Below are 25592 nucleotides of genomic sequence, written 5' to 3'. Positions count from 1 at the left end.
ATGCTATCTTTTGGCCTAGGACAATAGTTCTGTTGATCTGTTCTGATGCGCGACGAGAGCGCGCGCTCGTCCGAAAGGATTCCCTGTGACCGTATCCGAAACGGGTTCGAGCCGCGTGAAGCGCGGCCTCGCCGAGATGCTGAAGGGCGGCGTCATCATGGACGTCGTCACGGCCGAGCAGGCGCGCATCGCCGAGGATGCCGGCGCCGTCGCCGTCATGGCGCTCGAGCGCGTGCCCGCCGACATCCGTTCTCAGGGCGGCGTCGCCCGCATGAGCGACCCCGACCTGATCGACGCCATCATCGCCGAGGTGTCGATCCCCGTCATGGCGAAGGCCCGCATCGGCCACTTCGTCGAGGCGCAGGTGCTGCAGGCGCTCGACGTCGACTACATCGACGAGTCCGAGGTGCTCTCGCCGGCCGATTACGTCAACCACATCGACAAGTGGGCGTTCAACACCCCCTTCGTCTGCGGGGCGACGAACCTCGGCGAGGCGTTGCGCCGCATCAACGAGGGCGCCGCGATGATCCGCTCGAAGGGCGAGGCCGGCACCGGCGACGTCTCGGAGGCGACCAAGCACATTCGCAAGATCTCCTCCGAGATCAACCAGCTGAAGTCGATGTCGCGCGACGAGCTCTACGTCGCTGCGAAAGAATTGCAGGCGCCTTACGAACTCGTGCTCGAGGTCGCCGAGACCGGCAAGCTCCCGGTCGTGCTCTTCGTCGCGGGCGGCGTGGCCACCCCGGCGGATGCCGCGATGATGATGCAGCTCGGCGCCGACGGCGTCTTCGTGGGCTCTGGCATCTTCAAATCGGGCAACCCCGAGGCGCGTGCTGCTGCCGTCGTCAAGGCGACCACCTTCTCCGACGACCCCTCGGTCATCGCCGAGGTCTCACGCGGACTCGGCGAAGCCATGGTGGGCATCAACGTCGCCGACCTCGCCGCCCCGCACCGTCTGGCCGAGCGCGGCTGGTGACGAGCAACCTTCGGAGCGATTCCCTCGACGCGCGGCGGCCGGCTTCGGCCGGGCCCCGCGTCGGAGTGCTCGCCCTCCAGGGTGACTTCCGCGAGCATGCGCACGTGCTCGCCAAGCTCGGCGCCGAGGTCTCCCTCGTGCGGCGCCCAGAGGAGATCGACGCGATCGACGGCCTCGTGATCCCCGGCGGCGAGTCGAGCGTCATGGACAAACTCGCGCGCATGTTCGGTCTGCAAGCGCCGTTGCGGGCGGCGATCGCGTCTGGACTGCCCGTCTACGGAACCTGCGCGGGCCTCATCATGCTCGCCGACACCGTGCTCGATGCGATCGCCGGGCAGGAGTCGCTCGGCGGGCTCGATGTCGTCGTGCGCCGCAATGCCTTCGGATCGCAGAACCAGTCGTTCGAGACCGACCTCGACGTCCCCGCGCTCGGCGAGGAGCCGGTGCACGCGGTCTTCATCCGCGGGCCTGTCGTCGAATCGGTCGGCGATGCGGCGACTCCGCTCGCCACGCTCTCCGACGGCCGCGTGGTCGCCGTCGAACAGGGCAATCTGCTCGGCACGAGCTTCCACCCGGAGATCGCGGGGGAGTACCGCTTCCACGAGTACTTCCTCGGCAAGGTCACGGCTCGTAGGTTAGGGGAATGACCGGGTACATCGCGCTGCTCCGTGGAATCAACGTCGGCGGCATCACGGTGAAGTCGGCCGAGTTGCGCGAACTCTTCGAGCGTCTCGGCTTCGGGGGAGTGCGCACAGTTCTCGCGAGTGGCAACATCGCATTCGAGACGGCGGATGCCGCGACATCCGATGCCCTGAAGAGGCAGATCGAGCAGGCGCTCGGCGAGCGTTTCGGGTACGAAGCATGGATCGTGCTCATCAACCGGGAGCAACTCGAGCGGATCGTCGCGGCGTTTCCCTTCGATGCGACGCGCGAGGGGTGGCATCCGTACGTGCTCTTCGGCTCGGATGCCGAGCACCTCACCGATCTCGTCGCCGTCGCGGTCGACCTCGATGCCGCCGACGATGTGATCGCGCCAGGAGACGGCGTGATCTACTGGCACAACCGCCGTGAGCGCGGCGTCGACAGCGCGTTCGCGAAGCTCGCTGCGAAGACGCGCTTCAGGCCCACGACGACGAACCGCAATCTGCGCACTCTCGTGAAGCTGCTCGCCTGATCCTTCGCCAAGCTCAGGAAGCGGCTGTCGCTGACTTAGAATGGTGGCGCGCGAGCCGCGACCCGGCCGCGCGAGGATTCGATTCAGGAGACGCATGTCCGGGCATTCCAAGTGGGCGACGACCAAGCACAAGAAGGCGATCATCGACTCGCGCCGTGCGAAGTCGTTCGCGAAGCTCATCAAGAACATCGAGGTCGCCGCGAAGATGGGCGGCGCCGACCTCTCCGGCAACCCGACCCTCGTCGACGCCGTGCAGAAGGCGAAGAAGACCTCTGTTCCGAACGACAACATCGATCGCGCCGTCAAGCGGGGCGCCGGGCTCACTGGTGAGTCGATCGAGTACACGACGATCATGTACGAGGGGTACGGCCCCCACGGCGTGGCTCTGCTCATCGAGTGCCTCACCGACAACAAGAACCGTGCGGCCGCAGAAGTGCGCACGTTGATGACCCGCAACGGCGGCACGATGGCCGACCCGGGTTCGGTCGCCTACAACTTCGCACGCAAGGGCCTCATCGTCGTCGGCAAGACCGACGGCCTCACCGAAGACGACGTGCTCGGCGCGGTGCTCGATGCCGGTGCTGAAGAGGTCACCGACGAGGGGGACACCTTCGAGGTCATCACCGAGGCGTCCGACATGGTCGCGGCGCGCAGTGCGTTGCAAGAGGCCGGCATCGACTACGACTCGGCGGATGCCGCGTTCGTGCCGTCGATCAAGGTCGAGGTCGATGCCGAGACCGCCCGCAAGGTGTTCCGGCTCATCGATGCGCTCGAAGACAGCGACGACGTGCAGAACATCTACAGCAACCTCGACCTCACCCCCGAGGTGCAGGCCGAGCTCGAGGCGGAGTAGCCGATCGCCGTGCGCGTGCTCGGCATCGACCCCGGCCTCACGCGATGCGGCGTGGGTGTGGTCGACGTCGATCCGAACCGCACGGCGCGCCTCGTCGACGTCGTGGTGCTGCGGTCGCCCGCCGACCTCGATACGCCACGCCGGCTCGCGCGCATCGCCGAGGGACTCGAAGCGATCATCGAGGAGCATCGGCCGCAGGCCGTCGCACTCGAGCGGGTCTTCGCGCGCAGCGACGTCTCGACGATCATGGGCACCGCCCAGATCTCGGGCGTCGCGATGCTGATCGCCGCTCGCCGGGCGCTCCCGGTCGCTCTGCACACCCCGAGCGAGGTCAAGGCCGCGATCACGGGCTACGGTCGAGCCGACAAGAAGCAGGTCGGGGCCATGGTGGCGCGCATCCTCGGCCTCGCCGAGGTGCCGAAACCAGCGGATGCCGCGGACGCGCTCGCCCTCGCGATCTGTCACGCCTGGCGCACCGGGGGAGTCGCCGGGGCCGCCGTGCGCGACAGCGCCGACGCGTCCGTCGACGACTCGGCGCTCACGCCGGCGCAGCGAGCGTGGCTCGCCGCTGAACGCTCTGCCGCCGTGTCGGGGGCGGCCCGTAGGCTGAAGCGGTGATCTCTTCTCTTCGTGGCCGCGTGCTCGCAGCAGCCGGTGGTTCGGTCGTGATCGAGGTCGGCGGGGTCGGCTTCCACGTCAACACGACCCCTGCGTTCGCCCTCTCGGTGCGCGAGGGCCACGAGGCATCCGTGCACACCACGCTCATCGTGCGTGAAGACTCGCTGACCCTCTTCGGCTTCGCGACCCGAGACGAGCTCGAGGTCTTCGACCTGCTGATCGGCGTCACCGGTGTCGGACCGAAATCGGCGCTCGGTGTGTTGTCGTCGCTCTCGCCCGGCCAGATCGCCGAGGCCGTGCAGCGCGACGACGACGCCGTCTTCCGCAAGGTCAGCGGCATCGGTCCGAAAACGGCGAAACTCATCACCGTCTCGCTCGCCGGCAAGCTCATCGCTGCAGTGACGGCGACGCCGCAGACCACGATCGTGGCAGGCAGCGCCGGCGACAGCGTCCTCGCAGCGCTCACTGGCCTCGGCTGGTCGGAGCGGGTCGCGGCCGAGGCCGTCGACGAGACGGTCGCCGCGGCATCCGACCTCGAAGCGACGTCCGTGCCCACGCTGCTACGGCTGACGCTCGCCCGGTTGGGGCCGGCGCACCAGGCGGGTCGTTCGCGATGAGCCAGAACGATCTCGACGGCGGTGAGCTCGACCTCACCGACCCGGTGCTCGCCTCCGAGGCCGAACTCGCGTTCGAGGGCGCGCTGCGTCCGAAGAGCCTCGGCGAGTTCGTCGGGCAGACGCGGGTGCGCGGTCAGCTGCAATTGCTGCTCACTGCCGCGACCCTGCAGCAGCGCACACCCGACCACATCCTGCTCGCCGGCCCTCCAGGGCTCGGCAAGACGACGCTCGCGATGATCGTGGCGTACGAGGGCGGCCGGCCGTTGCGCATGTCGAGCGGGCCGGCGATCCAGCACGCCGGCGACCTCGCCGCCATCCTCAGCTCGCTCGTGCCCGGTGAGGTGCTCTTCATCGACGAGATCCACCGCATGGCGCGTTCGGCTGAAGAGATGCTCTATCTCGCGATGGAGGACTTCCGCATCGACATCATGGTGGGCAAGGGGGCCGGAGCGACGTCCGTGCCGCTCGACCTGTCACCGTTCACGCTCGTGGGGGCCACCACTCGCGCCGGCCTGCTGCCGAACCCGCTCCGTGACCGGTTCGGCTTCACCGCGCACCTCGAGTTCTACGACGAGGCCGAACTCGAACAGGTGCTCGCGCGTGCGGGCACGATGCTCGGACTCGACGTCGACCGTGAGGCACTCGCCGAGATCGCGGGCCGTTGCCGGGGCACGCCGCGCATCGCGAACCGCCTGCTGCGGCGCGTGCGCGACTACGCGCTCGTGCACCCTTCGGCAGACTCTGGGCGGGCGATCAAGGCGGACATCACGGCGGTGCGCGCGGCGCTCGAGCTCTACGACGTCGACCCGCTGGGGCTCGATCGGCTCGACCGGGCTGTCATGGAGATGATCCTCACGCGGTTCGGCGGAGGCCCCGTCGGGCTGAACACGCTCGCCGTGTCGGTCGGCGAAGAGGCGGAGACCATCGAAGCGGTGGTCGAGCCGTTCCTCGTGCGCATCGGGCTCATCACCCGCACCCCGAGGGGCCGAGTGGCGACCCCCGAGGCGTGGCGGCACTTCGGTCTCGCCGCGAATGCACCCGACTCGGCAACGGCTCTTCCGATCGATGACCTATAATCCATTGAGGCTGACCACTCAGCACCGATGACTTCGTGCGCGCGCCGCACCCCGGAAGGTACCTCCCCCTCATGACGTTCGATCCGTTCACCATCATCATGCTCGCCGTCTTGGCGGTGCTCATCTTCTTCATGTTCCGCAACTCGCGTAAGCGCAAGGCTGACGCCGAGCAGCTGCAGTCGAAGGTGCAGCCGGGCGCGAAGGTGATGACCAACTTCGGCGTCTTCGGCACCATCCTCTCGATGGACGAAGAAGAGAACCAGGTGCTGCTCGAGACCTCGCCGGGCACGATCCTCACCGTGCACCGTCAGACGATCGCCCGCGTCGTCGAGCCCAAGGTCGACGATGTCGATGCGACCGTGGCATCCGTCGACGGCGAGCCCGAGTTCGGAGAGCGCCTTGCCGACTCCGCGCCCGATGCGACTCCCGGCGACACGACCGACGAGACGCCCGACACCAAGAAGTCGGACGACTAAGACTCACCCCGAGGCTGGGCCCGCGCGCTGTCGCGCGGGCTCCTGCAGAGAAAGCGGAGCACGTGGCTGCACCATCGAAGCGGTCATCCCGGCCGACCCCTGTGCGCAAGGCATGGAGATCACTCACCTGGCTGGGCATCATCATCGCTCTGCTCTTCGGCATCAACGCAGCCGGTGTCATCTGGGGCGACGGGTCGTGGGCACCGAAGCTCGCGCTCGACCTCGAGGGCGGCACGCAGATCATACTGGCGCCGAAGGTCGAGACCGGGGCGGACGTCTCGCAGGAGCAGCTCGATCAGGCCGTCTCCATCATCCGTCAGCGCGTCGACGCGTCCGGTGTGGCCGAGGCGGAGATCAACACCGAGGGTGACAACGTCGTCGTCCGCATTCCGGGCGAACTCGACGACCAGACCCGTGCCCGTATCCAGGCCTCAGCGAAGCTCGAGCTCCGAGCTGTGCTGCTCGCCGACGCGGCGACCACGACCTCGGCCGATCCCAGCGCGAGCCCGTCGCCGACTGAAGCGCCCGCCGAAGAGCTCGAGTCGACGCCGACTGCAGTGCCGACAGATGGCAGCGACCCCTCGTGGATCACGCCGGCGCTGCAGCAGCAGTTCGACGACTTCGACTGCTCGCAGCTCGACGAGGCGTCGACGAACGTCGCACCTGCCGATGAACCGCTGGTCACCTGCGATGTGAATCGTACGGCGAAGTACCTGCTCGGCCCTGTGGAGGCGAGCGGCGAGAACATCGTCGACGCCACCAACGGCATGGTGCAGACCTCGACCGGCGCGACGACCGGCCAGTGGGCCGTGAACATCGTCTTCGACGAACAGGGCACCGAAGACTTCGCCGCGGTCAGCACCCGCCTGTACGGCCTTCAGGGCCAGACGCCGCGCGACCAGTTCGCGTTCGTGCTCGACGGCGCTGTGCTCACTGCACCCTCGATGAACGGCGCGATCACCGACGGCAAGCCGCAGATCACCGGCGACTTCGACCAGGCGTCCTCGAAGTCGCTCGCCGACCAGTTGAAGTTCGGCGCGCTGCCTCTCAGCTTCACGGTGCAGTCCTCCGACACGATCTCGCCGACCCTCGGCACCTCGCAGTTGCAGTCCGGCCTGATCGCCGGCCTCATCGGCCTCATCCTCGTGGTGATCTACACGATCTTCCAGTACCGCGCTCTCGCGTCGGTTACCATCGCTTCGCTCGTGATCGTGGGCATCATCACCTACCTGATGATCACGATCCTGTCGTGGCGTGAGGGATACCGCCTGTCGCTTGCCGGCATCGCCGGCCTCATCGTCTCCATCGGCTTCACCGCCGACTCGTTCATCATCTACTTCGAACGCGTTCGAGACGAACTCCGCGACGGCAGGCCACTCGTCGGTGCGGTCGAGGCCGGTTGGAAGCGCGCATTCCGAACCGTGCTCGCGTCGAAGGCCACCAACCTGCTCGCGGCCGTCGTGCTCTTCGTGCTCGCCGTCGGCAGCGTCAAGGGCTTCGCGTACACACTCGGACTCACCACGATCATCGACGTCGTCGTGGTCATCCTGTTCACGCATCCGATGCTGCAGCTGCTCGCGCAGACCCGCTTCTTCTCCAGCGGCAACTCCTGGTCGGGCCTCGACCCGAACGCACTTGGAGCCGTGTACCGCGGTCGTGCCGAGTTCCGCAAGCCCGTCGGACAGCCGGCGAAGAAGACCGCGGCAAGCGCCAAAGAAGCGCAGCGCCGTCAGACGATCGCCGAACGGAAGGCATCTGCAGCAGTCGGCGCCTCCGATTCGTCCGACGAAGGGAAGGAGTCCTGATGGCGAACCGTCTCACGACCTTCGGCAACGACCTCTACACCGGCAAGCGCTCCTTCAACTTCGTCGGAGGCCGCAAGAAGTGGTACACGATCGCGGGCATCCTGATCCTGCTGTCGATCGTCGTGCCGCTCCTCACCGGCATCAACTTCAGCATCGAGTTCCGCGGCGGATCCCAGTTCCAGATCGCTGAGGTCGAGAACGCCACGGCTGAGCCCGCCATCGAGGCGGTGCACTCCGTTGTTCCCGACGCCGAGGTGCATGTCGCGATCGTCGGCGGCACCGGTGTGCGTGTGCAGACCGACCAGCTCGACCAATCTGATTCGCAGGACGTGACCGGTGCTCTCGCCGAGGCCTACGACGTTCCCGAGTCCGAGGTCACCTCCTCGTTCATCGGACCCAGCTGGGGTGCGGACGTCACCCGGCAGGCGCTCGTCGGCCTCGTCGCCTTCCTCCTGCTCGCGGGCATCATCATGGCGCTGTACTTCCGCACCTGGAAGATGTCGCTCGCGGCGATCCTCGCGCTGATCGGCGACCTCGTCGTGACCGTGGGCATCTACGCCGCGGTCGGCTTCGAGATCAGCCCGGCAGCGACGATCGGCATCCTGACGATCCTCAGCTACTCCCTCTACGACACCGTCGTGGTCTTCGACAAGGTCCGCGAGAACACCGCCGAAGACGGTCAGGAGTCCCGCCGTACGTTCGCGGAGTCCGTGAACCTCGCGGTCAACCAGACTCTTGTGCGCTCGATCAACACGAGCGTCGTGGCTGCGCTCCCGGTCGCGGCGATCCTCTTCATCGGTGCGGGCGTCCTAGGTGCTGACACACTGCGCGACATCTCGCTCGCACTTCTGATCGGCATCCTCGTCGGCACGTGGTCGACGGTCTTCGTCGCGGCTCCGCTGTATTCGCAGCTCCGCGAGGGGGAGCCGGCGATCAGCCGTCACGACCAGAAGGTGCTGAAGGAGCGCGAGCGCGCGACATCCGTTTCGAATGGGGCCGAGGCGCTGCCCACCGCATGATGTTCGCGTTCGGCGTGCGCCATATGGCATGTCGAGGCCTCCGGAGCGGCGATAATTGAGTTTCGGAGGTGATCGATGACGGAGACGGGTGTCAACTCGACGGCATCGCTGCGCCGTCTGGTACCCCGCATCTTCTCGAAGGCTCAGCCTTCCGGTGCCGTCGACACGCTCATGCGCACGGTGCGCATGCACCACCCGAAGGCCGACCTCTCACTCATCGAGCGCGCGTACACGGTCGCTGAACGCGCGCACGAAGGTCAGAAGCGCAAAAGCGGTGAGCCGTACATCACACACCCGATCGCGGTCGCGCAGATCCTCGCCGACCTCGGCATCGGTTCGAAGACCGTCGCCGCAGCCCTGCTGCACGACACCGTCGAAGACACCGCGTACACCCTCGACCAGGTGCGGGCCGACTTCGGCGACGAGATCGCGATGCTCGTCGACGGGGTCACGAAGCTCGACAAGGTCAAGTACGGCGACTCGACGCAGGCCGAGACCGTTCGCAAGATGATCGTCGCGATGTCGAAAGACATCCGGGTGCTCATCATCAAACTCGCCGACAGGCTGCACAACGCACGCACCTGGGGCTTCGTCCCGGCCGCATCGGCTGCACGCAAGGCGACCGAGACGCTCGAGATCTACGCACCGCTCGCGCACCGACTCGGTATCCAGGCGATCAAGTGGGAGCTCGAAGACCTCTCCTTCGCCGTGCTCTATCCGAAGCTCTATGCCGAGATCGAGAGTCTCGTCAAGCAGCGCACGCCGCAGCGTGAAGAGTTCGTGCAGAACGTCATCGATCTCGTCACCGATGATCTGAAGACGGGCAAGATCCGCGGCAAGGTCGTCGGCCGACCGAAGCAGTACTACTCGATCTATCAGAAGATGATCGTGCGTGGCCGCGACTTCGACGAGATCTACGACCTCGTCGGCATTCGGGTGCTCGTGAACTCCGTGCGTGACTGTTACGCGGTGCTCGGTGCCATCCATGCCCGGTGGACCCCGCTGCCCGGCCGGTTCAAGGACTACATCGCCACCCCCAAGTTCAACCTCTACCAGTCGCTGCACACGACCGTCATCGGTCCGAAGGGCCGCGCGGTCGAGATCCAGATCCGTACCCACGACATGCACCAGCGCGCGGAGTACGGCGTCGCCGCGCACTGGAAGTACAAGGAGCGCATGGCGGGGAGTCGTGCAGCGGAGAAGCCCGGTCAGAACGAGACCGACATGGCCTGGCTCGCGCACATCTCCGATTGGCAGGCGGAGACCGCCGATCCCGGCGAGTTCCTCGACTCCCTTCGATTCGAGATCGGGGCGAAAGAGGTCTACGTCTTCACCCCGAAGGGGCGAGTGATCGGGCTGCCCGCTGGAGCGACCCCGGTCGACTTCGCGTACGCCGTTCACACCGAGGTCGGCCACCGCACGATGGGCGCCAAGGTCAATGGGCGGCTCGTACCGCTCGAGAGCGAGTTGTCGAGCGGCGACGTGGTCGAGGTGTTCACCTCGAAGAACCCCGATTCGGGCCCCAGCAAAGACTGGCTCGGTTTCGTCAAGAGCCCGCGCGCACGCAACAAGATCCGGCAGTGGTTCACCAAAGAGCGCCGCGACGAGGCCATCGAACAGGGTCGCGATTCGATCGCACGTGCGATGCGCAAGCAGAACCTGCCGCTGCAGAAGCTCATGAGCCAGGAGTCCTTCGCCGAGGTCGCCGCCCAGCTGCGCTACGACGACGTGTCATCGCTGTACGCAGCAGTCGGTGAGGGCCACGTCTCGACCCAGTCGGTGCTCGAGAAGGTTGTCGCGCTCGTGCGCGATGTCGACGAAGGCGACGAGCCCGATCTGCCGATGCCCGTGCGGTCGCGGCCGTTGCCGCGGCAATCGGATTCGGGGGTGCTCGTGCGGGGTGCGCCAGACATCCTCGTCAAGCTCGCGCGATGCTGCACGCCGGTACCGGGCGACGAGATCGTCGGGTTCGTCACCCGCGGCGCGGGCGTCTCGGTGCACCAGGCGAGCTGCCACAACGTGCAATCGCTCATGCAAGAGCCCGAGCGAATGATCGAGGTCGAGTGGGCGCCGAGCTCGAAGAGCGTCTTCCTCGTGCAGATTCAGATCGAGGCTCTCGATCGGGCCGGACTGCTCTCCGACGTGACCAGAGTGCTCTCGGAGCATCACGTCAATATTCTCTCGGCGAACGTGTCGACCTCCACCGATCGGCTTGCGCTCAGCCGCTTCGTATTCGAGATGGGCGACACGACCCACCTCGACCGCGTACTGAACGCGGTACGTCGCATCGACGCGGTGTACGACGTCTATCGCGTCAGCGACGGCTGACGGGCGAAGCGGCGGTGAGACCGGCGTCGTCGCCCATGGCGCGAAACTTCATGCCGATGCGATCGAGCCGTTCGAGCGCGAGCGCGCGATGGGGCAGCCGGTTCGCTGCGGAGAACCTGCCGCGGAGCTCGCCGACCAGCCAGGCGCGGGTAGCACAGAGCTCGGCGACGACCTGCTCCGGCCGGAGGTCGTCGCGGCCAGGTTCCCGCAACAGATCGAACGCCGTGCGGACGACCGAGGTGCATCGCGCATGCGGGAAGTCCACGATGTCGGCCTCGGCCAGCACCACCTCTCGCACGACGAGGCGTCGAGCCGAGATCACCGCGATGCGCGAGGTGCGCGGCACGCAGAACTGTGCGAGCGCCGGGGGAGCGGGCAACGCACCGTGCACCCAGGCCGCTGAGTAGCGCTCGATCACGAGGGCACGCGGCGCACGCAGCGCCACGGCAGAAGCGCGAAGCGATGGTAGATCGGGCTCGTCGACAGGCGCCCACACCTCGTCGATCGCGATCAGCTCACCGTCGATGCGTGCAGCGTAGAGCTCGGCGAGCGGGAGATCGTCGGTGCTGAGCACCGTCGGAAGCTTGGCCATGACCTCATGCTGCAGCATCCGTACCGCGAATCGCTCGGCCGTGCGCGATCTGTGGAGAACGGCGAGTGCAGCCGACGGTCGAGGGCGAGTCGATCGAGGGCGAATCGATCGCACGAGTCGGTAGCGGCGCCTGCGCCGCCGCCTGCCGATCTCAGCCGCCGACGGCCTTCAGCCAAGCGCGCCGTGCCTCGAGCGCCTCGCGAGCGGATGCCTCGGCCTGTGCGTCGCCCGAAGCCTCTGCTACGGCGAGCTCGGCCTCGAGCTTCTCGATGGCGTCGTGCAGCTGCCCGAGCATGCCCTCGGACCGCGCCTTCTTCTCGGGGTCTTCACGCTGCCAGCGCTCCTCCTCGAGCGACTTCACGTGGTTCTCGACCTTGCGCAGACGATCTTCGACGACACGCACCTGATCACGGGGCACCTTGCCGAGGTCATCCCACTTGCGCTGCAGCTTGTTCAGCGCGGCGCGTGCCTGCTTCGGGTCCTTCTCGGTGAGGAGCGTCTCGGCCTCGGTCAGCAGCACGAGCTTCTCGTCGAGGTTGGCGCGGTAGCTCTCATCCTCCTGCGCGTCGATCTCAGCCTTGGCGTTGAAGAGCACGTCGCCCGCCCCCTTGAACTTCGCCCACAGCGCGTCGTCGAGCTTCTTGCCGGCGCGGCCGGCCAGCTTCCACTCGTCGAGCAGGTTGCGGTAGTCGCCCACTGCGTCGGCGCCGCGAGGCGCGAGTGCCTCGGCGCGTTCGATGAGCGCCTGCTTTCGGGTGCGCACGTCGCGGTGCGCGGCGTCGAGTTCGGCGAAGAACGCCTTGCGGTGCGTCTCGATCGTCGATCGCGCAGCACGGAACCGCTTCCACAGCTCGTTGGCCTCGGTCTTGGGCAGGCGGGGGCCGTCTTGCTGGTGGCTCTGCCAGCGGGCGAACAGCTCGTCGAGCTCTGCGGTCGCCTGCTTCCACTGCGTCTTCGCCGGGTCGCCGGCGGCGAGCGCCTCGGCGGCTTCGACGATCGCGGTGCGTTCTGCGACCGCCTCGGCGACTGCGGCCTTCGTCTCGGCCTGCTGCTGCTCGGTCAGCTCTTTGGTCGTGCCAGACAGCGCCTCGAGACGACGGGCGAGCGATTCGAGGTCGCCGACCGCGTTGGCAGTGGAGACCGAGGATCGGAGCGTGGTGACGGCTTTCGCGACGTCCGCTGCCGGTGCACCGCGCCGAACGCGCTGCTCGAGCAGGCCCACCTGCCCGGCGAGATCGGCGTATTTGCGCTCGAAGTAGGCCAGTGCCTCTTCAGCCGAGCCGTCGGGATACTGCCCGACGGCTCGTTCGCCGTCGCTCGTGCGCACGAAGACGGTACCCGTCTCGTCGACGCGGCCCCACGGTTGCTGCTCTGAATCGGTCACGGCCTCACCCTGTCATAGGTCGGATGCCGCCCGCAGGCGGCGATGACGGCATCAAGCCTATTGCACCGCCGAATGGCGGGGCCGGCCGTCACTGGATGGTGAACGAGGTGATCGTGGTCGGCACCGCTGGGGTGCCGTCCGTTTGACCGGCCTCGCTGATGCCGGCGTCGATGATGCCGGCCCGGAGTTCGTCGAGGCCGCTCGTGACGTGACCGATGATCGTGTAACCGCCGGCCGCGTCGGCATCGAGTGTCGTGTCCTCGTAGACGATGAAGAACTGGCTTCCGTGGCTGTAGCCCGCGCCGGTTTGGCGAGCCATCGCGATCGTGCCGGCCGGGTAGAGCGCATCGGCCGGCGCGTTCTCGACCGGACCGTAGCTGTAGCCCGGGCCGCCGCTGCCGTCACCGGCCGGGTCACCGCACTGCAGCACCCAGAGGCCTTCCGTCGTGAGGCGGTGGCAGCTCGTGCCGGTGTAGAAGCCCGTCTGGATGAGGCTGATCTCGCTCGAGACGGCCTGTGGAGCGGCCGCACCATCGAGCTCGATGCCAAGGGGGATCTCGTTGAGGGTGAGCGTGCCGGTCCACGTGCGGCCTTCGGCGAGGTCGGCCGAGGGCACGTCGCCCTGGTTCTCGTCGGCCGACGGCGTGGCGGTCGGGGTCGGCGTCTCGGACGCGACGGGCTCGGGAGTGCCCGGACCGCCACTGAAGTAGAAGAGCTGGGCGCCCGTCGCGAGGGCCAGCACGACCACGAGTGCGAGCACCGCGATGACGTTGTCGCGCGTACGCCGGCGCTGCTTTCGCGTGTGGACTTCCTGGCGTGCCTGGTAGGTGCGAAGGCGCGCTCGCTCTTCGCGCGCCAGCCGGTCGTTCGATGCCACGCATGCTCCTTCTCGGGACTCCTGCGAGCCGACTCTACGCAAGCGCCGGTGCGCATACCAATCGCCGCTCCGTTCGAGGTAGCGATCCCGGCCGTCGCGGGGGACGTCGCGGGGTGCCTGCGGCGTGGTCCTGGTCCGGTTCCGGTGTCGGATGCCGCGACTACGCTGGATCGCATGGTGGATTCCGGCCCGGGGCTGCGCTCCGGCGCGACCCCCCTCGCGGTGCGCATGCGCCCCACGAGTCTCGACGAGGTCGCGGGGCAGAAGCATCTGCTGACCCCCGGCTCTCCGCTCGTGGCGCTCGCGGGCGACCGCACGGGGGAGTCGGGCTCGGTCTCCGTGATCCTCTGGGGGCCGCCCGGCACGGGCAAGACGACGCTCGCGCAGGCGATCGCGCGATCTTCCGGCCGCAAGTTCGTCGAACTCTCCGCGGTCAGTGCCGGGGTGCGCGACGTGCGCCAGGTGATGGAAGAGGCACGTGCCAGCCGTGACCTCTACGGGCTGTCGACGGTGCTCTTCCTCGACGAGATCCACCGCTTCACGAAGGCGCAACAAGACGCCCTGCTGCCAGGAGTCGAGAACGGCTGGGTCATCCTCGTCGCCGCGACGACCGAGAACCCGTCGTTCTCGGTGATCTCCCCGCTCCTGTCGCGGTCGCTCCTGCTGACCCTCGAACTCCTCACCGACGACGACCTCGGGGTGCTCGTCGACCGCGCGGTCGCCGATCCGCGCGGGCTGGGCGGTCGAGTGATGCTCGACGCCGAGGCGCGCGCTGCCATCATCCGGCTCGCATCGGGCGATGCGCGGCGGGCCCTCACGGCGCTCGAGGCGGCAGCGGTCGCAGCGACGCAGTCGGTTCCGGCCGCAGAGACCGCGACCGCCGAACTCGCCGATGGTGAAGGCGATGCCGATGACGAGGGCGAAGCCGCGGGCGCCGACGCCGACGAGAGCGACGGTGAAGCGGATGCCGCGGCATCCGTCACGCCCGTGATCACCACCGATATCGTGGCGCGCGCCGTCGATCGCGCACTGCTGCGGTACGACCGCAACGGCGACGAGCACTACGACGTCATCAGCGCGTTCATCAAGTCGGTGAGAGGCAGCGACGTCGACGCCTCGCTGCACTATCTCGCCCGCATGATCGAGGCCGGCGAAGATCCACGGTTCATCGCCCGACGCATCATCGTGCTCGCCTCGGAAGACATCGGGCTCGCCGACCCGAGCGCGCTCGGCGTCGCGGTGGCCGCTGCAGACGCCGTGCAGCTCATCGGCATGCCCGAGGGGCGCATCCCCCTCGCACAGGCCGTGGTACATCTCGCGACCGCGCCGAAGTCGAACGCCGCCTACCTCGGCATCAACCAGGCGATCGCCGATGTGCGCGAGGGCAAGGCGGGCCGGGTGCCGAAGCACCTGCGCGACGCGCACTACCCGGGTGCCAAACGGCTCGGGCACGGCAAGGGCTACCGCTACCCGCACAACGACGAGATCGGTGTGGTCGAGCAGCAGTATCTGCCCGACTCGCTGCGCGGCGCCGTCTACTACGAGCCGACCGAGCACGGCAACGAGCGCGCGGTGTCGGCGCGACTCGCGAAGCTGCGTCGCATCGTGCGGGGCGAGGGCTGATGTCGATCGCACGCTCGCGGTCTGTTGGGTCGCGACCGGGCCCCGTGGTATCATTTCCGTTGGCCTGAAGCCTGATTCTCGAGCGCGGCTGCGAGAGGATCACCGGCGAATGGGTGCGATCTGTAGCCGATGCACCCTTGGCGAATCCCTCTGACACAGATTTTCGGCGCATGATCGCGCCGTGAAATTCACTTGAGATTCTTCCGAAAGGACATTCGTGTCGAACCAGTCACGTAGCAAGACCCGCCTCTCCCGTGCGCTCGGCGTCGCCCTCACCCCGAAGGCCGCCCGCTACATGGAGAAGCGTCCGTACGCCCCGGGCGAGCACGGCCGCACCAAGCGCAAGCAGGACAGCGACTACGCGGTGCGTCTTCGCGAGAAGCAGCGCCTGCGCGCCCAGTACGGAATTCGCGAGAAGCAGCTGCGCATCGCCTTCAACGAGGCCCGTCGCACCGACGGCCTGACCGGTGAGAACCTGGTCGAGCTGCTCGAGATGCGTCTCGACGCCATCGTGCTGCGCGCCGGCTTCGCCCGCACCATCTCGCAGGCCCGCCAGTTCGTCGTGCACCGTCACATCCTCGTCGACGGTCAGCTCGTCGACCGCCCCTCGTTCCGCGTGAAGCCGGGCCAGCTCGTGCACGTGAAGGCACGCAGCGAGGGCACCGAGCCCTTCCAGGTCGCCGCCGCCGGCGGTCACGTCGACGTGCTGCCCAAGCTCCCGGGCTACCTCGAGGTCGAGCTCGACAAGCTCCAGGTGAAGCTGCTCCGTCGTCCGAAGCGCGTCGAGGTCCCCGTGACCTGTGACGTGCAGCTGGTCGTGGAGTACTACGCCGCTCGCTGACGCAGAGCAGTTCCGACAGGGGTCGCGGGGTTTCCCGCGGCCCCTGTCGCGTACTCGGCGAGGGCTCGTGCCCGGCCACTAGACTGGTCCGAGGCGTGCCGAGCGCACCGCGTCGGCGATAAATCGATCAGGGAGCAGGAACACCTCGTGAAGAGCATTCTGTGGTTCACCGTCGGCGTCGCGGCCGGATTCGCCGTCGCGCACCAGGTCAACCAGACCAAGCAGGGGCGGGACTTCTTCTCCACAGTGGATGCGAAGGCCCGCGCCTTCGGTCACGCGATCGCCGAGGGCTATCACGCACGTGACGCGGAGATCCGCGCCGAGCAGGGCGAAACGCCCGCGTCGCTCTGAGCCGACGCGACCTCAGCCGCACGCGAATCTGATGGCCCGGCTGCCCCGGGCAAGACTGAGAACGGAAACATGCAGACTGCCGACATCCGCCAGCGCTGGCTGGACTTCTTCGCCGAGCGCGGACACACCGTCGTGCCCTCGGCGTCGCTCGTGTCCGATGACCCGACGTTGCTCTTCACGGTCGCCGGCATGGTGCCCTTCGTGCCGTACCTCACAGGGCTCGTACCCGCGCCGTACCCGCGGGCGACGAGCGTGCAGAAGTGCATCCGCACGAACGACATCGAAGAGGTCGGCAAGACGCCGCGTCACGGCACCTTCTTCCAGATGAGCGGCAACTTCTCTTTCGGCGACTACTTCAAAGAGGGCGCGATCCGCATGGCGTGGGAGCTGCTCACGACCGCAGAGGATGCCGGCGGCTACGGCTTCGACCCGAACGACCTCTGGGTGACCGTCTACGAAGACGACGATGAGGCGATCCAGCTCTGGAAGTCGATCGCGGGTCTTCCCGAAGAGCGCATCCAGCGCCTCGGCAAAGACACGAACTATTGGCATACGGGCCAGCCCGGCCCGGCCGGCCCGTGCTCGGAGATCTTCTTCGACCGCGGCCCCGAGTACGGGATCGACGGCGGCCCGGCGACCGATGACGACCGGTACGTCGAGATCTGGAACCTCGTGTTCATGCAGTACCTCATCGATGACGTGACGTCGAAGACCGACTTCCGCATCGTGAAAGAGCTGCCGAAGAAGAACATCGACACCGGCATGGGCCTCGAGCGCGTCGCGTTCATCAAGCAGGGCGTCGACAACATGTACGAGATCGACCAGGTGCGTCCCGTGCTCGATCGGGCGGCCGAGATCTCGGGTCGCCGTTACGGCGCGAACCACGACGACGACGTGCGCATGCGCGTCATCGCCGATCACGTGCGCTCGGCACTCATGCTCATGAGCGACGGTGTGAGCCCGTCGAACGAGGGACGCGGTTACATCCTGCGTCGTCTCCTGCGCCGCAGCATCCGAGCCATGCGACTCCTCGGCGTCGAGGGCCCGACGTTCCGCGAACTCTTCGCCGCGTCCCGTGACGCGATGAAGTCCGCCTACCCCGAGGTCGCGACCGACTACGCGCACATCGAACAGCTCGCGATCGGTGAGGAGGAGACCTTTCTCCGCACCCTTACGGCGGGAACGTCGATCCTCGACCTCGCCGTCGCGAAGACGAAGGGTTCGGGGCGGGCCGAACTCGCGGGAGACACCGCGTTCCTCCTGCACGACACCTACGGTTTCCCGATCGAGCTCACCCTCGAGATGGCCGATGAAGCCGGCCTCGCCGTCGATCGCGCCGCGTTCGACACCCTCATGACCGAGCAGCGCTCCCGCGCGAAGGCCGATGCGAAGTCGAAGAAGAAGGTGCTCGCCGACCTCTCTGTCTACGCCGACTTCCGTGCCAAGGGCGAGACCATCTTCACCGGCTACACCGAGCTCGCCACGGGCTCGACGGTTCTCGGCCTGTTGGTCGACGGCCGGCCCGTTCCCTTCGCGACCGCCGGGCAGACCGCAGAGGTGATCCTCGCCGAGACCTCGCTCTACGCCGAGTCGGGCGGACAGGCGCCCGATCAGGGCCGCATCGTCGGCGACGGCTTCGAGCTCGAGGTGCTCGATGTGCAGAAGCCCATCAAGGGCCTCATCAGCCACACCGTCAAGGTGACCTCCGGCGAAGTCGGCGTCGGCGTGCCGGCGACCACGCTCGTCGACGAGCAGTACCGTCGCGGCGCCACTCAGGCGCATTCGGGCACGCACCTCGTGCACGCGGCGCTCCGGCAGGTGCTCGGCCCGAACGCCCACCAGTCAGGCTCGTTCAACAAAGCCGGCTACCTCCGTCTCGACTACGGCTGGAATTCAGCCCTGTCTGCAGAGACCCGCAGCGAGATCGAGGAGATCTCGAATGCCGCGATCCGCGACAACCTCCAGGTCGTCACCCGTGAGATGCCCCTCGATGAGGCGAAGTCCCTCGGTGCGATGGCGTTGTTCGGGGAGAAGTACGGCGATGTCGTGCGCGTCGTCGACATCGGCGGCCCGTGGTCGCGTGAGCTCTGCGCCGGCACGCACGTGGCGACGAGCTCCGAAGTCGGCATCATCAACATCGTCAGCGAGTCATCCGTCGGCGCCTCGAATCGCCGCGTTGAGTCGCTCGTCGGCCTCGACGCGTTCAGGCGGTTCGCATCGGAGCGCGCGCTCGTCTCCGAACTCACCTCGACGTTGAAGACCCGGCCGGAGCATCTCGTCGACCGTGTCGGCGAGCTCGTGTCGAGCCTCAAAGCAGCCGAGAAGCGCATCCAGACGTTCGAGGCTCGGGCACTGAACGACCGTGTGCCGGCTCTGGCAGCCAAGGCCGTGCGCACCGGAGAGGTGCTGCTCGTCGCCGAAAACGTCGGAGCGCTCGGCTCCGGTGACGAGTTGCGCGCGCTTGCGCTCGCCGTGCGGGCGCAGCTCGGCGACGCGGCATCCGTCGTTGCACTGACCGCCGAGGTCGGCGGCAAGCCAGTGGCGATCGTGGCGACTTCGCCGGCCGCTCGCGATGCCGGTGCGAACGCCGGTGCGCTCGCGAAAACCATGGCCGGAGTGCTCGGGGGCGGCGGCGGCGGCAAGCCCGACCTCGCTCAGGGTGGCGGCAGCGATCTCGCGGCGATCCCCGCGGCGCTCGATGCGGCGCGCTCGGCGCTTCGCGGGTAGCGCTCGTGCGACTCGGGGTGAGACTCGGCGTCGACGTCGGCAGAGCGCGCATCGGTGTGGCACGCTGCGACGCCGGGGCATTGCTCGCGACCCCCATCGAAACGGTTCCCCGCGCAGCCGACGGTGACGCCGACGTGAGTCGAATCCTCGACATCGCGCGCGAACTCGAGGTGATCGAGGTCGTCGTCGGCAACCCCCTGTCGCTCTCGGGTGCGGCGACCCCGTCGACCGACGACGCGGTGGCCTTCGCCGAACGGCTCGCCAGCGGCGGAGCCGCCGTGCGGCTGGTCGACGAACGCCTTTCGACCGTGAGCGCCCAGCAGGCCCTTCGTGCGGCGGGAAAGTCGACGCGCAAGCAGCGTCCCATCGTCGACCAAGTTGCAGCCGTTATCATTTTGCAACACGCCATCGATGCTGAACGCACCTCTGGCCGCCCGCCCGGCCGCACGATCGACACTGACGAAGGGCCATCCCCCCTGTGACCCAGCTCCCCCCAGAGCACAACGACGACGCAGCCGCCCGCGCCGCAACCGACTGGCACGCGATGCTCGCGGGCAAGCCGCCGACGTCGCCACCGGGTCGCAGGGATGCCGCGCCCGCACCAGGCGTCGCTTCCGCCGGGCCGCCCCAGGGCGGCGCAAACGACCGCCCGATGACCCGGCGCGAGGCCCGCGAGGCGGAGCAACGGCGCGCAGCCGAAGCGGAAGCCGCGACGGCGGAACGCCCGGTACCGATGCCGGACTGGGCTGCAGCACCACCGGAACGCCCGGTACCGACGCACGACTGGGCTGCGGCAGCGCCCGAGACGCCGGCGCCCGAGACGCCGGCGCCCGAGGAACCAGGGCCGGCGCGACCGTCGCGGGCGGAGCGCCGCGCCGTGACATCCGACCCCTACGAACCCGAGAAGCCCAAGAAACGCGGTGCATGGGGATGCCTCGTCGCCCTGATCGTCGTCATCGCGCTCGGCGCCGGTGCATTCTTCTTCCTGCAGGGGCCGATCAACGCGCTCATCGAGCGCTTCTCCCCGGCCGCCGACTACTCCGGCACGGGAACCGGCGAGGTCGTGTTCATGATCCACGACGGCGACACCGGATCGAGCATCGCCGAGAACCTCGTCGATGAGGGCGTCACCGCCTCGTACGACGCGTTCTACGATCTGCTGCTCGAGCAGACCCCCGAGCCGGAGTTCCACCCCGGCGCCTATCAGCTCGCCGAGCGGATGAGTGCGCAGGCAGCACTCGACGCCCTGGTCGATCCTGCGAACAAACTCGAGAACACCTTCGTGATTCCAGAGGGCACGGCTCTGCCCGACGCGCTCGTCGCGATCTCCGAAGGCTCCGGCGTGCCCATCGAAGAGCTGCAGGCGGCGGCGGCCGAGCCGCCCGCGAGCTACGGGCTGCCGGCCGAAGCGACGACGCTCGAGGGCTTCCTCTTCCCGGCGACGTACACCCTCGAGCCGGGGCTCGACGCGCACACCGTGCTGCAGACGCTCGTGAATCGTCAGTTCGAAGCACTCGACACGGCCGGGGTGCCAGCCGATCAGCGCTGGCGCACCATCGTGCTCGCCTCGATCGTGCAGCGCGAAGCGGGATCGAACGTCGCCGACTTCCCGAAGGTCGGGCGTGTATTCCAGAACCGACTCGACCAGGGGATCAATCTCGAATCCGACGCGACCGTGGCATACGGTACCGGCAACACGCACACGGTCTGGACCACCGACGCGGAACGGGCCGACGCCTCGAACCTGTACAACACGTATGCGAACCCCGGTCTACCGGTCGGCCCGATCGGCAACCCGGGCGACGTCGCCATCAACGCCGCGATCCACCCGGCGGACGGCAGTTGGCTGTTCTTCGTGCCGGTGAACCTCGAATCTGGTGAGACGGTCTTCTCGACAACCGTCGACGAGCACGAGGCCGCCGTGGCACGCCTGCAGGAATGGTGCGCGCAAGACGAGAACGCCTCGTACTGTGAATGAGCCCCGCCGGCTTGCCGTGCTGGGCTCGCCGATCTCGCACTCCAAGAGCCCGGCGTTGCACCGAGCCGCCTATGAACTGCTCGGTCTTCCCTGGCAGTACAGCGCGATCGAGATGCATGGGGCCGGTCTGCGTGACTTCATCGCGAGCCGCGAGGGCGAGTGGCGCGGTCTCTCGCTGACCATGCCGCTGAAGCAGGAGGTGCTGCCGCTGCTCGACACCGTCGATGAGGTCGCGGCGCTCACGGGAGCAGCGAACACTGTGCTCTTCGATGAGGGAGTCAGGCGAGGGTTCAACACCGACGTGGGCGGCATCGTGCGCACCCTGCGCGACGTGGGCGTGAACGAGATCACCGACGGACTGCTACTCGGTGGCGGCGCCACCGCAGCATCGGCGCTCGTCGCCATGGCGCAGCTCGGGGCGCGCCGCGTGCAGGTGCTCGTGCGGCGGCCGGGTGCGGCGGCGGCACTCGTGAAGCTCGGGTCGCAGCTCGGCGTCGAGGTCATCGAAGGCGCGATCTCGGATCTCGCGGCGGTCGAAGCAGGCGAGGTGGTGGTGAGCACGATTCCCGGCGCCTCCGACCTCGGTGTCGCGGCATCCGCTGCGCTCATCTCGAACGCCGCCCTGCTCGACGTCGCTTACGATCCGTGGCCGACGCCGCTGGCTTCAAGCTGGCTCGCCGGCGGTGGCACGGTCGTGCATGGCCTGGGGATGCTCCTGCACCAGGCGCTGCTCCAGGTGCGCATCTTCGTGCATGGCGACCCGAGCATCGCCCTCGACGATGAAGAGCGCGTGCTCGCCGTCATGCGCGACGCCGTCAGCTGATCGAGGACGTCCCCGCGCGTAGGTCATGCGCAAGTCTCGTGCGTGAGCCTGTGGAAGGATGGGAGCATGCTCCGTTGGCTCACTGCCGGAGAGTCGCACGGCCCTGAGCTCGTCGCGATCCTCGAGGGTCTTCCCGCCGGTATCCCCGTTTCGCTCGACGATATTCGCGCCGACCTCGCGCGCCGCAAACTCGGTTACGGGCGGGGCGCTCGCATGAAGTTCGAGCAAGACGAACTCGCGATCTCGGGTGGCGTGCGGCACGGCCTGAGCCTCGGCAGTCCGATCGCGCTGCGCATCGGCAACACGGAGTGGCCGAAGTGGCAAGAGGTCATGAGCCCAGAGCCGATCGACCCTGCCAAGCTCGGGCGCGGTCGCGGAGCGCCGCTGACTCGCCCGAGGCCGGGGCACGCCGACCTCGTCGGCATGCAGAAGTACGGCTTCGACGAGGCCAGGCCGGTGCTCGAGCGGGCGAGCGCCCGTGAGACCGCCGCCCGTGTCGCGCTCGGTGCCGTCGCCCGCTCGTTCCTCGGAGAACTCGGCATCCGACTCGTCGCGCATACCCTCGCGATCGGGCCGGTGCGAGTGCCCGAGGGGCGGCCGCTGCCCACGCCAGACGACGTCGACCGGCTCGACGGCGATCCGTTGCGCTGTTTCGACCCTGAGACCTCGGCCGCCATGGTCGCCGAGGTCGATCTCGCCCACAAAGAGGGCGACACCCTCGGCGGCGTGGTCGAGGTGCTCGCCTATGGTGTGCCGCCCGGCCTCGGTTCCCACGTGCACTGGGACCGCCGGCTCGATTCTCAGCTCGCCGCTGCGCTCATGGGCATCCAGGCCATCAAGGGCGTGGAGGTCGGAGACGGCTTCCTCACGACGACACGACGCGGCTCTGCGGCCCACGACGAGCTGCACGTCGCAGACGGGCGCATCTCGCGTTCGAGTGATCGCGCGGGCGGAACCGAGGGCGGCATGTCCACCGGCACCGTATTGCGCGTGCGAGCCGGCATGAAGCCGATCGCGACCATCCCGCACGCACTGCCGACCGTCGACGTCGCAACCGGGGAGGCCGCCGCAGCGCACCACCAGCGCTCCGACGTCGTCGCCGTTCCCGCTGCCGGCGTCGTCGCCGAGGCCATGGTGGCCCTCACGCTCGCGAACGCGGTGCTCGAGAAGTTCGGCGGCGACTCGGTCGCCGAGACGCGCCGCAACCTCGAGTCCTACCTCGCGGCGATTCCCGAAACCCTCCGTACGGCGGTCGCGTCGGCGGATGCCGCGGCAGACGGTGTCTGAGACGAGCCGCCTCGCCCTGCCGATCGTGCTCGTCGGCCCGATGGGCGCGGGCAAGTCCCGGGTCGGACAGCGGCTCGCGGCATCCGTCGGTGCACCGTTCATCGATACCGATCTGCGCATCGTCGAGCGCTACGGACCGATCGAGGAGATCTTCGAACGCGAGGGTGAGGAGTACTTCCGCATCGTCGAGCGCGAGGTCGTCGCCGAGGCGCTCCGTGAGGAGGCGGTCATCTCGGTCGGCGGCGGCGCCGTGCTGCACGCCGACACTCGCGACGACCTGACCGGCCTGCCCGTAGTCTGGCTCCAGGTTTCGGCAGCGGCAGTCGCCCCCAGACTCGCCGGCGGCAATCGTCCCCTTCTCGCCGACGGCGGGCTCGAACGCTGGACGGCGATTCTCGAGGCGCGCCGCCCCATTTACGCAGCACTGGCCGATCTCGGCATCGACACCTCGCGCCGCTCGGTCGCACGGATCGTCGAGGACATCACCGAGCACTTCGGAGGAACACGATGACAGTAGACGAGGCACGAACGAGCATCCGCGTCGGCGGCGAATCGGGTTACGACGTGGTCGTGGGCCGGGGCGTGATCGCCGAGCTCGGCGAGGCGCTCGGCACGGCACCGACGAAAGTGCTCATCGTGCACCCCGCGACGCTCGGGGCCCGCGCCGCCGAGCTGCGCGAAGCGCTCTCCGACCGGTACCAGGTGCTGCTCGCCGAGGTGCCCGACGCCGAAACCGGCAAGCGCGTCGAGGTCGCCGCGTTCTGCTGGCAGGTGCTCGGGCAGGCCGACTTCACTCGAACCGACGCGATCGTCGGCTTCGGCGGGGGAGCGGTCACCGATCTCGCGGGGTTCGTCGCGGCGACGTGGCTTCGCGGAGTGCGCGTCGTGCAGGTGCCGACCACAGTGCTCGGCATGGTCGATGCGGCCGTCGGCGGCAAGACCGGCATCAACACCAACGAGGGCAAGAACCTCGTCGGGGCCTTCCACGCTCCCGCCGCGGTGATCTGCGACCTCGACGTGCTCGACACGCTGCCGAAGAACGAGATCCTCGCCGGCTTCGCCGAGATCGTGAAGGCGGGCTTCCTCCGCTACCCCGAGATCCTCGACATCATCGAGGCCGACCCCGAGGTCGCGACCGACCCGGCGACCCCCGAGTTCCGGCGCGTCATCGAGCTCGCGATCCAGATGAAGGCCGACGTCGTCTCCGAGGACTTCACCGAGCAGGGGCTGCGCGAGATCCTGAATTACGGGCACACCCTCGGCCACGCGGTCGAGCACGCCGAGCGGTACCAATGGCGGCACGGCGCAGCCGTCGCGGTCGGCATGTCGTTCGCGGCCGAGCTCGGCCGCCTCTCCGGCCGCCTTTCCGACGAGGTCGCGGACCGGCACAAGCGGGTGCTCGACCTGTTGAGCCTGCCGACCTCCTATCCCGCCGGGCGGTGGAACACGTTGCTCGCCACCATGCAGCGCGACAAGAAGGCGCGCGCCGGCCAGTTGCGGTTCATCGTGCTCGACGACCTCGCGAAACCGACCGTGATGCTCGCGCCCGACCAGTCGCTCCTCTTCGCCGCCTACCAGGAGATCGCCTCCTGAACGAACAGGGCGACGGATGCCGCGACGCTAGGCTTTTCGCATGACGACGATCCTCGTGCTCAACGGCCCGAACCTCGGCCGGCTCGGCACCCGCGAACCCGAGGTCTACGGCAGCGAGAGCCTCGTCGACATCCGTGCCTCGCTCGCCGGCTTCGTACCAGACGACGTCGAGATCGACTTGCGCCAGAGCGACGACGAGGCCGAACTCATCGGCTGGATCCACGAGGCCGTTGATCGGCGGCTTCCCGTCGTGTTGAACCCGGCCGCGTTCACGCACTACAGCTACGCACTCCGCGACGCCGCCGCGCAGCTGAAGCAGGCCGGTATCCCGCTCGTCGAGGTGCACCTGTCGAACCCGCACACGCGCGAGACGTTCCGCCACACGAGCGTCATCTCGGGCGTGGCGACGGGCGTCATCGCCGGTTTCGGCGGCGATTCGTATCGCCTCGCGGTCGACTGGGTACTGCGTCACGCCTGACGCGCACTCACCTGCTGGGCGACATCCGCTCGCATTGGCGCAGCTGGAACCGAGCGACTAAACTCGACCGACTGTACTTCTGCGGCCGCCTCAGGC

General features: G+C 68.0%; 25 protein-coding genes. 22 read left to right on the top strand and 3 right to left on the bottom strand.

Annotation, left to right across the window (positions count from 1 at the left end; translation table 11 throughout):
- Positions 1 to 85: 85 nt before the first annotated feature.
- The 11 genes from pdxS to AC1C2R_RS17590 all read left to right on the top strand — a co-directional run bounded on the left by pdxS (position 86) and on the right by AC1C2R_RS17590 (position 10942).
- Positions 86 to 976, top strand: a complete 891-nt coding sequence (gene pdxS, locus AC1C2R_RS17640; RefSeq protein WP_495353786.1) for a pyridoxal 5'-phosphate synthase lyase subunit PdxS — start codon at positions 86 to 88, stop codon at positions 974 to 976.
- The gene (gene pdxT / locus AC1C2R_RS17635) at positions 973 to 1623 is read left to right on the top strand and encodes a pyridoxal 5'-phosphate synthase glutaminase subunit PdxT (protein WP_495380769.1); all 651 of its coding nucleotides are present in this window, start codon (positions 973 to 975) and stop codon (positions 1621 to 1623) included. Before pdxS ends, pdxT begins: the two co-directional genes overlap by 4 nt.
- Positions 1620 to 2150: a DUF1697 domain-containing protein gene (locus AC1C2R_RS17630; RefSeq protein ID WP_495380768.1), complete on the top strand. Its 531-nt coding sequence runs from the start codon at positions 1620 to 1622 to the stop codon at positions 2148 to 2150. Before pdxT ends, AC1C2R_RS17630 begins: the two co-directional genes overlap by 4 nt.
- Positions 2151 to 2244: 94 nt before the next feature.
- Positions 2245 to 3003, top strand: coding sequence for a YebC/PmpR family DNA-binding transcriptional regulator (locus AC1C2R_RS17625; protein ID WP_495353789.1), 759 nt, complete (start codon positions 2245 to 2247; stop codon positions 3001 to 3003).
- Positions 3004 to 3012: 9 nt separating this feature from the next.
- Complete coding sequence (gene ruvC, locus AC1C2R_RS17620; RefSeq protein ID WP_495353790.1) at positions 3013 to 3621, top strand: crossover junction endodeoxyribonuclease RuvC; 609 nt, start codon at positions 3013 to 3015, stop codon at positions 3619 to 3621.
- The gene (gene ruvA, locus AC1C2R_RS17615) at positions 3618 to 4238 is read left to right on the top strand and encodes a Holliday junction branch migration protein RuvA (protein ID WP_495353791.1); all 621 of its coding nucleotides are present in this window, start codon (positions 3618 to 3620) and stop codon (positions 4236 to 4238) included. The genes ruvC and ruvA overlap by 4 nt, the downstream gene beginning before the upstream one ends.
- Complete coding sequence (gene ruvB, locus AC1C2R_RS17610) at positions 4235 to 5314, top strand: Holliday junction branch migration DNA helicase RuvB (RefSeq protein ID WP_495380767.1); 1080 nt, start codon at positions 4235 to 4237, stop codon at positions 5312 to 5314. The genes ruvA and ruvB overlap by 4 nt, the downstream gene beginning before the upstream one ends.
- Before the next feature lie 71 nt (positions 5315 to 5385).
- Positions 5386 to 5790, top strand: coding sequence for a preprotein translocase subunit YajC (gene yajC, locus AC1C2R_RS17605; protein WP_495353793.1), 405 nt, complete (start codon positions 5386 to 5388; stop codon positions 5788 to 5790).
- A 62-nt stretch (positions 5791 to 5852) separates the two neighbouring features.
- Complete coding sequence (gene secD, locus AC1C2R_RS17600; protein ID WP_495353794.1) at positions 5853 to 7595, top strand: protein translocase subunit SecD; 1743 nt, start codon at positions 5853 to 5855, stop codon at positions 7593 to 7595.
- A complete protein-coding gene (secF, locus tag AC1C2R_RS17595) occupies positions 7595 to 8614 on the top strand; it encodes a protein translocase subunit SecF (protein ID WP_495353795.1) in 1020 nt (339 codons plus the stop codon). The genes secD and secF overlap by 1 nt, the downstream gene beginning before the upstream one ends.
- 75 nt (positions 8615 to 8689) lie before the next feature.
- The gene (locus AC1C2R_RS17590; RefSeq protein ID WP_495353796.1) at positions 8690 to 10942 is read left to right on the top strand and encodes a RelA/SpoT family protein; all 2253 of its coding nucleotides are present in this window, start codon (positions 8690 to 8692) and stop codon (positions 10940 to 10942) included.
- Here the strand turns inward: AC1C2R_RS17590 and AC1C2R_RS17585 are convergent.
- From AC1C2R_RS17585 to AC1C2R_RS17575, 3 genes are all read right to left on the bottom strand, one after another.
- Positions 10929 to 11534 carry a hypothetical protein gene (locus AC1C2R_RS17585; protein WP_495353797.1) on the bottom strand — a complete coding sequence of 202 codons (606 nt, stop codon included), beginning with the start codon at positions 11532 to 11534 and terminating at the stop codon, positions 10929 to 10931. The genes AC1C2R_RS17590 and AC1C2R_RS17585 overlap by 14 nt on opposite strands.
- A 151-nt stretch (positions 11535 to 11685) precedes the next feature.
- Positions 11686 to 12918, bottom strand: coding sequence for a DUF349 domain-containing protein (locus AC1C2R_RS17580; protein ID WP_495353798.1), 1233 nt, complete (start codon positions 12916 to 12918; stop codon positions 11686 to 11688).
- An 88-nt stretch (positions 12919 to 13006) separates the two neighbouring features.
- Positions 13007 to 13795 (bottom strand): peptidylprolyl isomerase, encoded by a 789-nt coding sequence (locus tag AC1C2R_RS17575; RefSeq protein ID WP_495353799.1) that lies wholly within the window; start codon positions 13793 to 13795, stop codon positions 13007 to 13009.
- 174 nt (positions 13796 to 13969) lie between these two features.
- Here AC1C2R_RS17575 and AC1C2R_RS17570 point away from each other — a divergent pair, with 174 nt between their 5' ends.
- The 11 genes from AC1C2R_RS17570 to AC1C2R_RS17520 all read left to right on the top strand — a co-directional run bounded on the left by AC1C2R_RS17570 (position 13970) and on the right by AC1C2R_RS17520 (position 25496).
- Positions 13970 to 15418 (top strand): replication-associated recombination protein A, encoded by a 1449-nt coding sequence (locus tag AC1C2R_RS17570; RefSeq protein ID WP_495380766.1) that lies wholly within the window; start codon positions 13970 to 13972, stop codon positions 15416 to 15418.
- Positions 15419 to 15635: 217 nt separating this feature from the next.
- Positions 15636 to 16259, top strand: a complete 624-nt coding sequence (gene rpsD, locus AC1C2R_RS17565; RefSeq protein WP_495353801.1) for a 30S ribosomal protein S4 — start codon at positions 15636 to 15638, stop codon at positions 16257 to 16259.
- Between the two features lie 147 nt (positions 16260 to 16406).
- Positions 16407 to 16610 carry a hypothetical protein gene (locus AC1C2R_RS17560; RefSeq protein WP_495353802.1) on the top strand — a complete coding sequence of 68 codons (204 nt, stop codon included), beginning with the start codon at positions 16407 to 16409 and terminating at the stop codon, positions 16608 to 16610.
- Between the two features lie 69 nt (positions 16611 to 16679).
- The gene (gene alaS, locus AC1C2R_RS17555; RefSeq protein ID WP_495380765.1) at positions 16680 to 19337 is read left to right on the top strand and encodes an alanine--tRNA ligase; all 2658 of its coding nucleotides are present in this window, start codon (positions 16680 to 16682) and stop codon (positions 19335 to 19337) included.
- Positions 19338 to 19342: 5 nt separating this feature from the next.
- A complete protein-coding gene (gene ruvX, locus AC1C2R_RS17550; RefSeq protein ID WP_495380764.1) occupies positions 19343 to 19819 on the top strand; it encodes a Holliday junction resolvase RuvX in 477 nt (158 codons plus the stop codon).
- The gene (gene mltG, locus AC1C2R_RS17545) at positions 19816 to 21315 is read left to right on the top strand and encodes an endolytic transglycosylase MltG (protein WP_495380763.1); all 1500 of its coding nucleotides are present in this window, start codon (positions 19816 to 19818) and stop codon (positions 21313 to 21315) included. Before ruvX ends, mltG begins: the two co-directional genes overlap by 4 nt.
- Positions 21308 to 22138: a shikimate dehydrogenase gene (locus AC1C2R_RS17540; RefSeq protein WP_495353806.1), complete on the top strand. Its 831-nt coding sequence runs from the start codon at positions 21308 to 21310 to the stop codon at positions 22136 to 22138. Before mltG ends, AC1C2R_RS17540 begins: the two co-directional genes overlap by 8 nt.
- A gap of 66 nt (positions 22139 to 22204) precedes the next feature.
- On the top strand, positions 22205 to 23425 hold the full coding sequence (gene aroC / locus AC1C2R_RS17535; protein ID WP_495353807.1) for a chorismate synthase: 1221 nt from the start codon (positions 22205 to 22207) through the stop codon (positions 23423 to 23425).
- Entirely contained in the window at positions 23403 to 23936 is a 534-nt protein-coding gene (locus AC1C2R_RS17530; protein WP_495353808.1) for a shikimate kinase, read from the top strand. Before aroC ends, AC1C2R_RS17530 begins: the two co-directional genes overlap by 23 nt.
- The gene (aroB, locus tag AC1C2R_RS17525) at positions 23933 to 25018 is read left to right on the top strand and encodes a 3-dehydroquinate synthase (protein WP_495353809.1); all 1086 of its coding nucleotides are present in this window, start codon (positions 23933 to 23935) and stop codon (positions 25016 to 25018) included. The genes AC1C2R_RS17530 and aroB overlap by 4 nt, the downstream gene beginning before the upstream one ends.
- Before the next feature lie 40 nt (positions 25019 to 25058).
- Positions 25059 to 25496, top strand: a complete 438-nt coding sequence (locus AC1C2R_RS17520) for a type II 3-dehydroquinate dehydratase (RefSeq protein WP_495353810.1) — start codon at positions 25059 to 25061, stop codon at positions 25494 to 25496.
- Positions 25497 to 25592: the final 96 nt, after the last annotated feature.

This window comes from Agromyces sp. Y182 (genome assembly GCF_059445385.1).
Note: the sequence above shows the minus strand (reverse complement) of the source record. Positions and strands in the feature narration are given on the sequence as shown.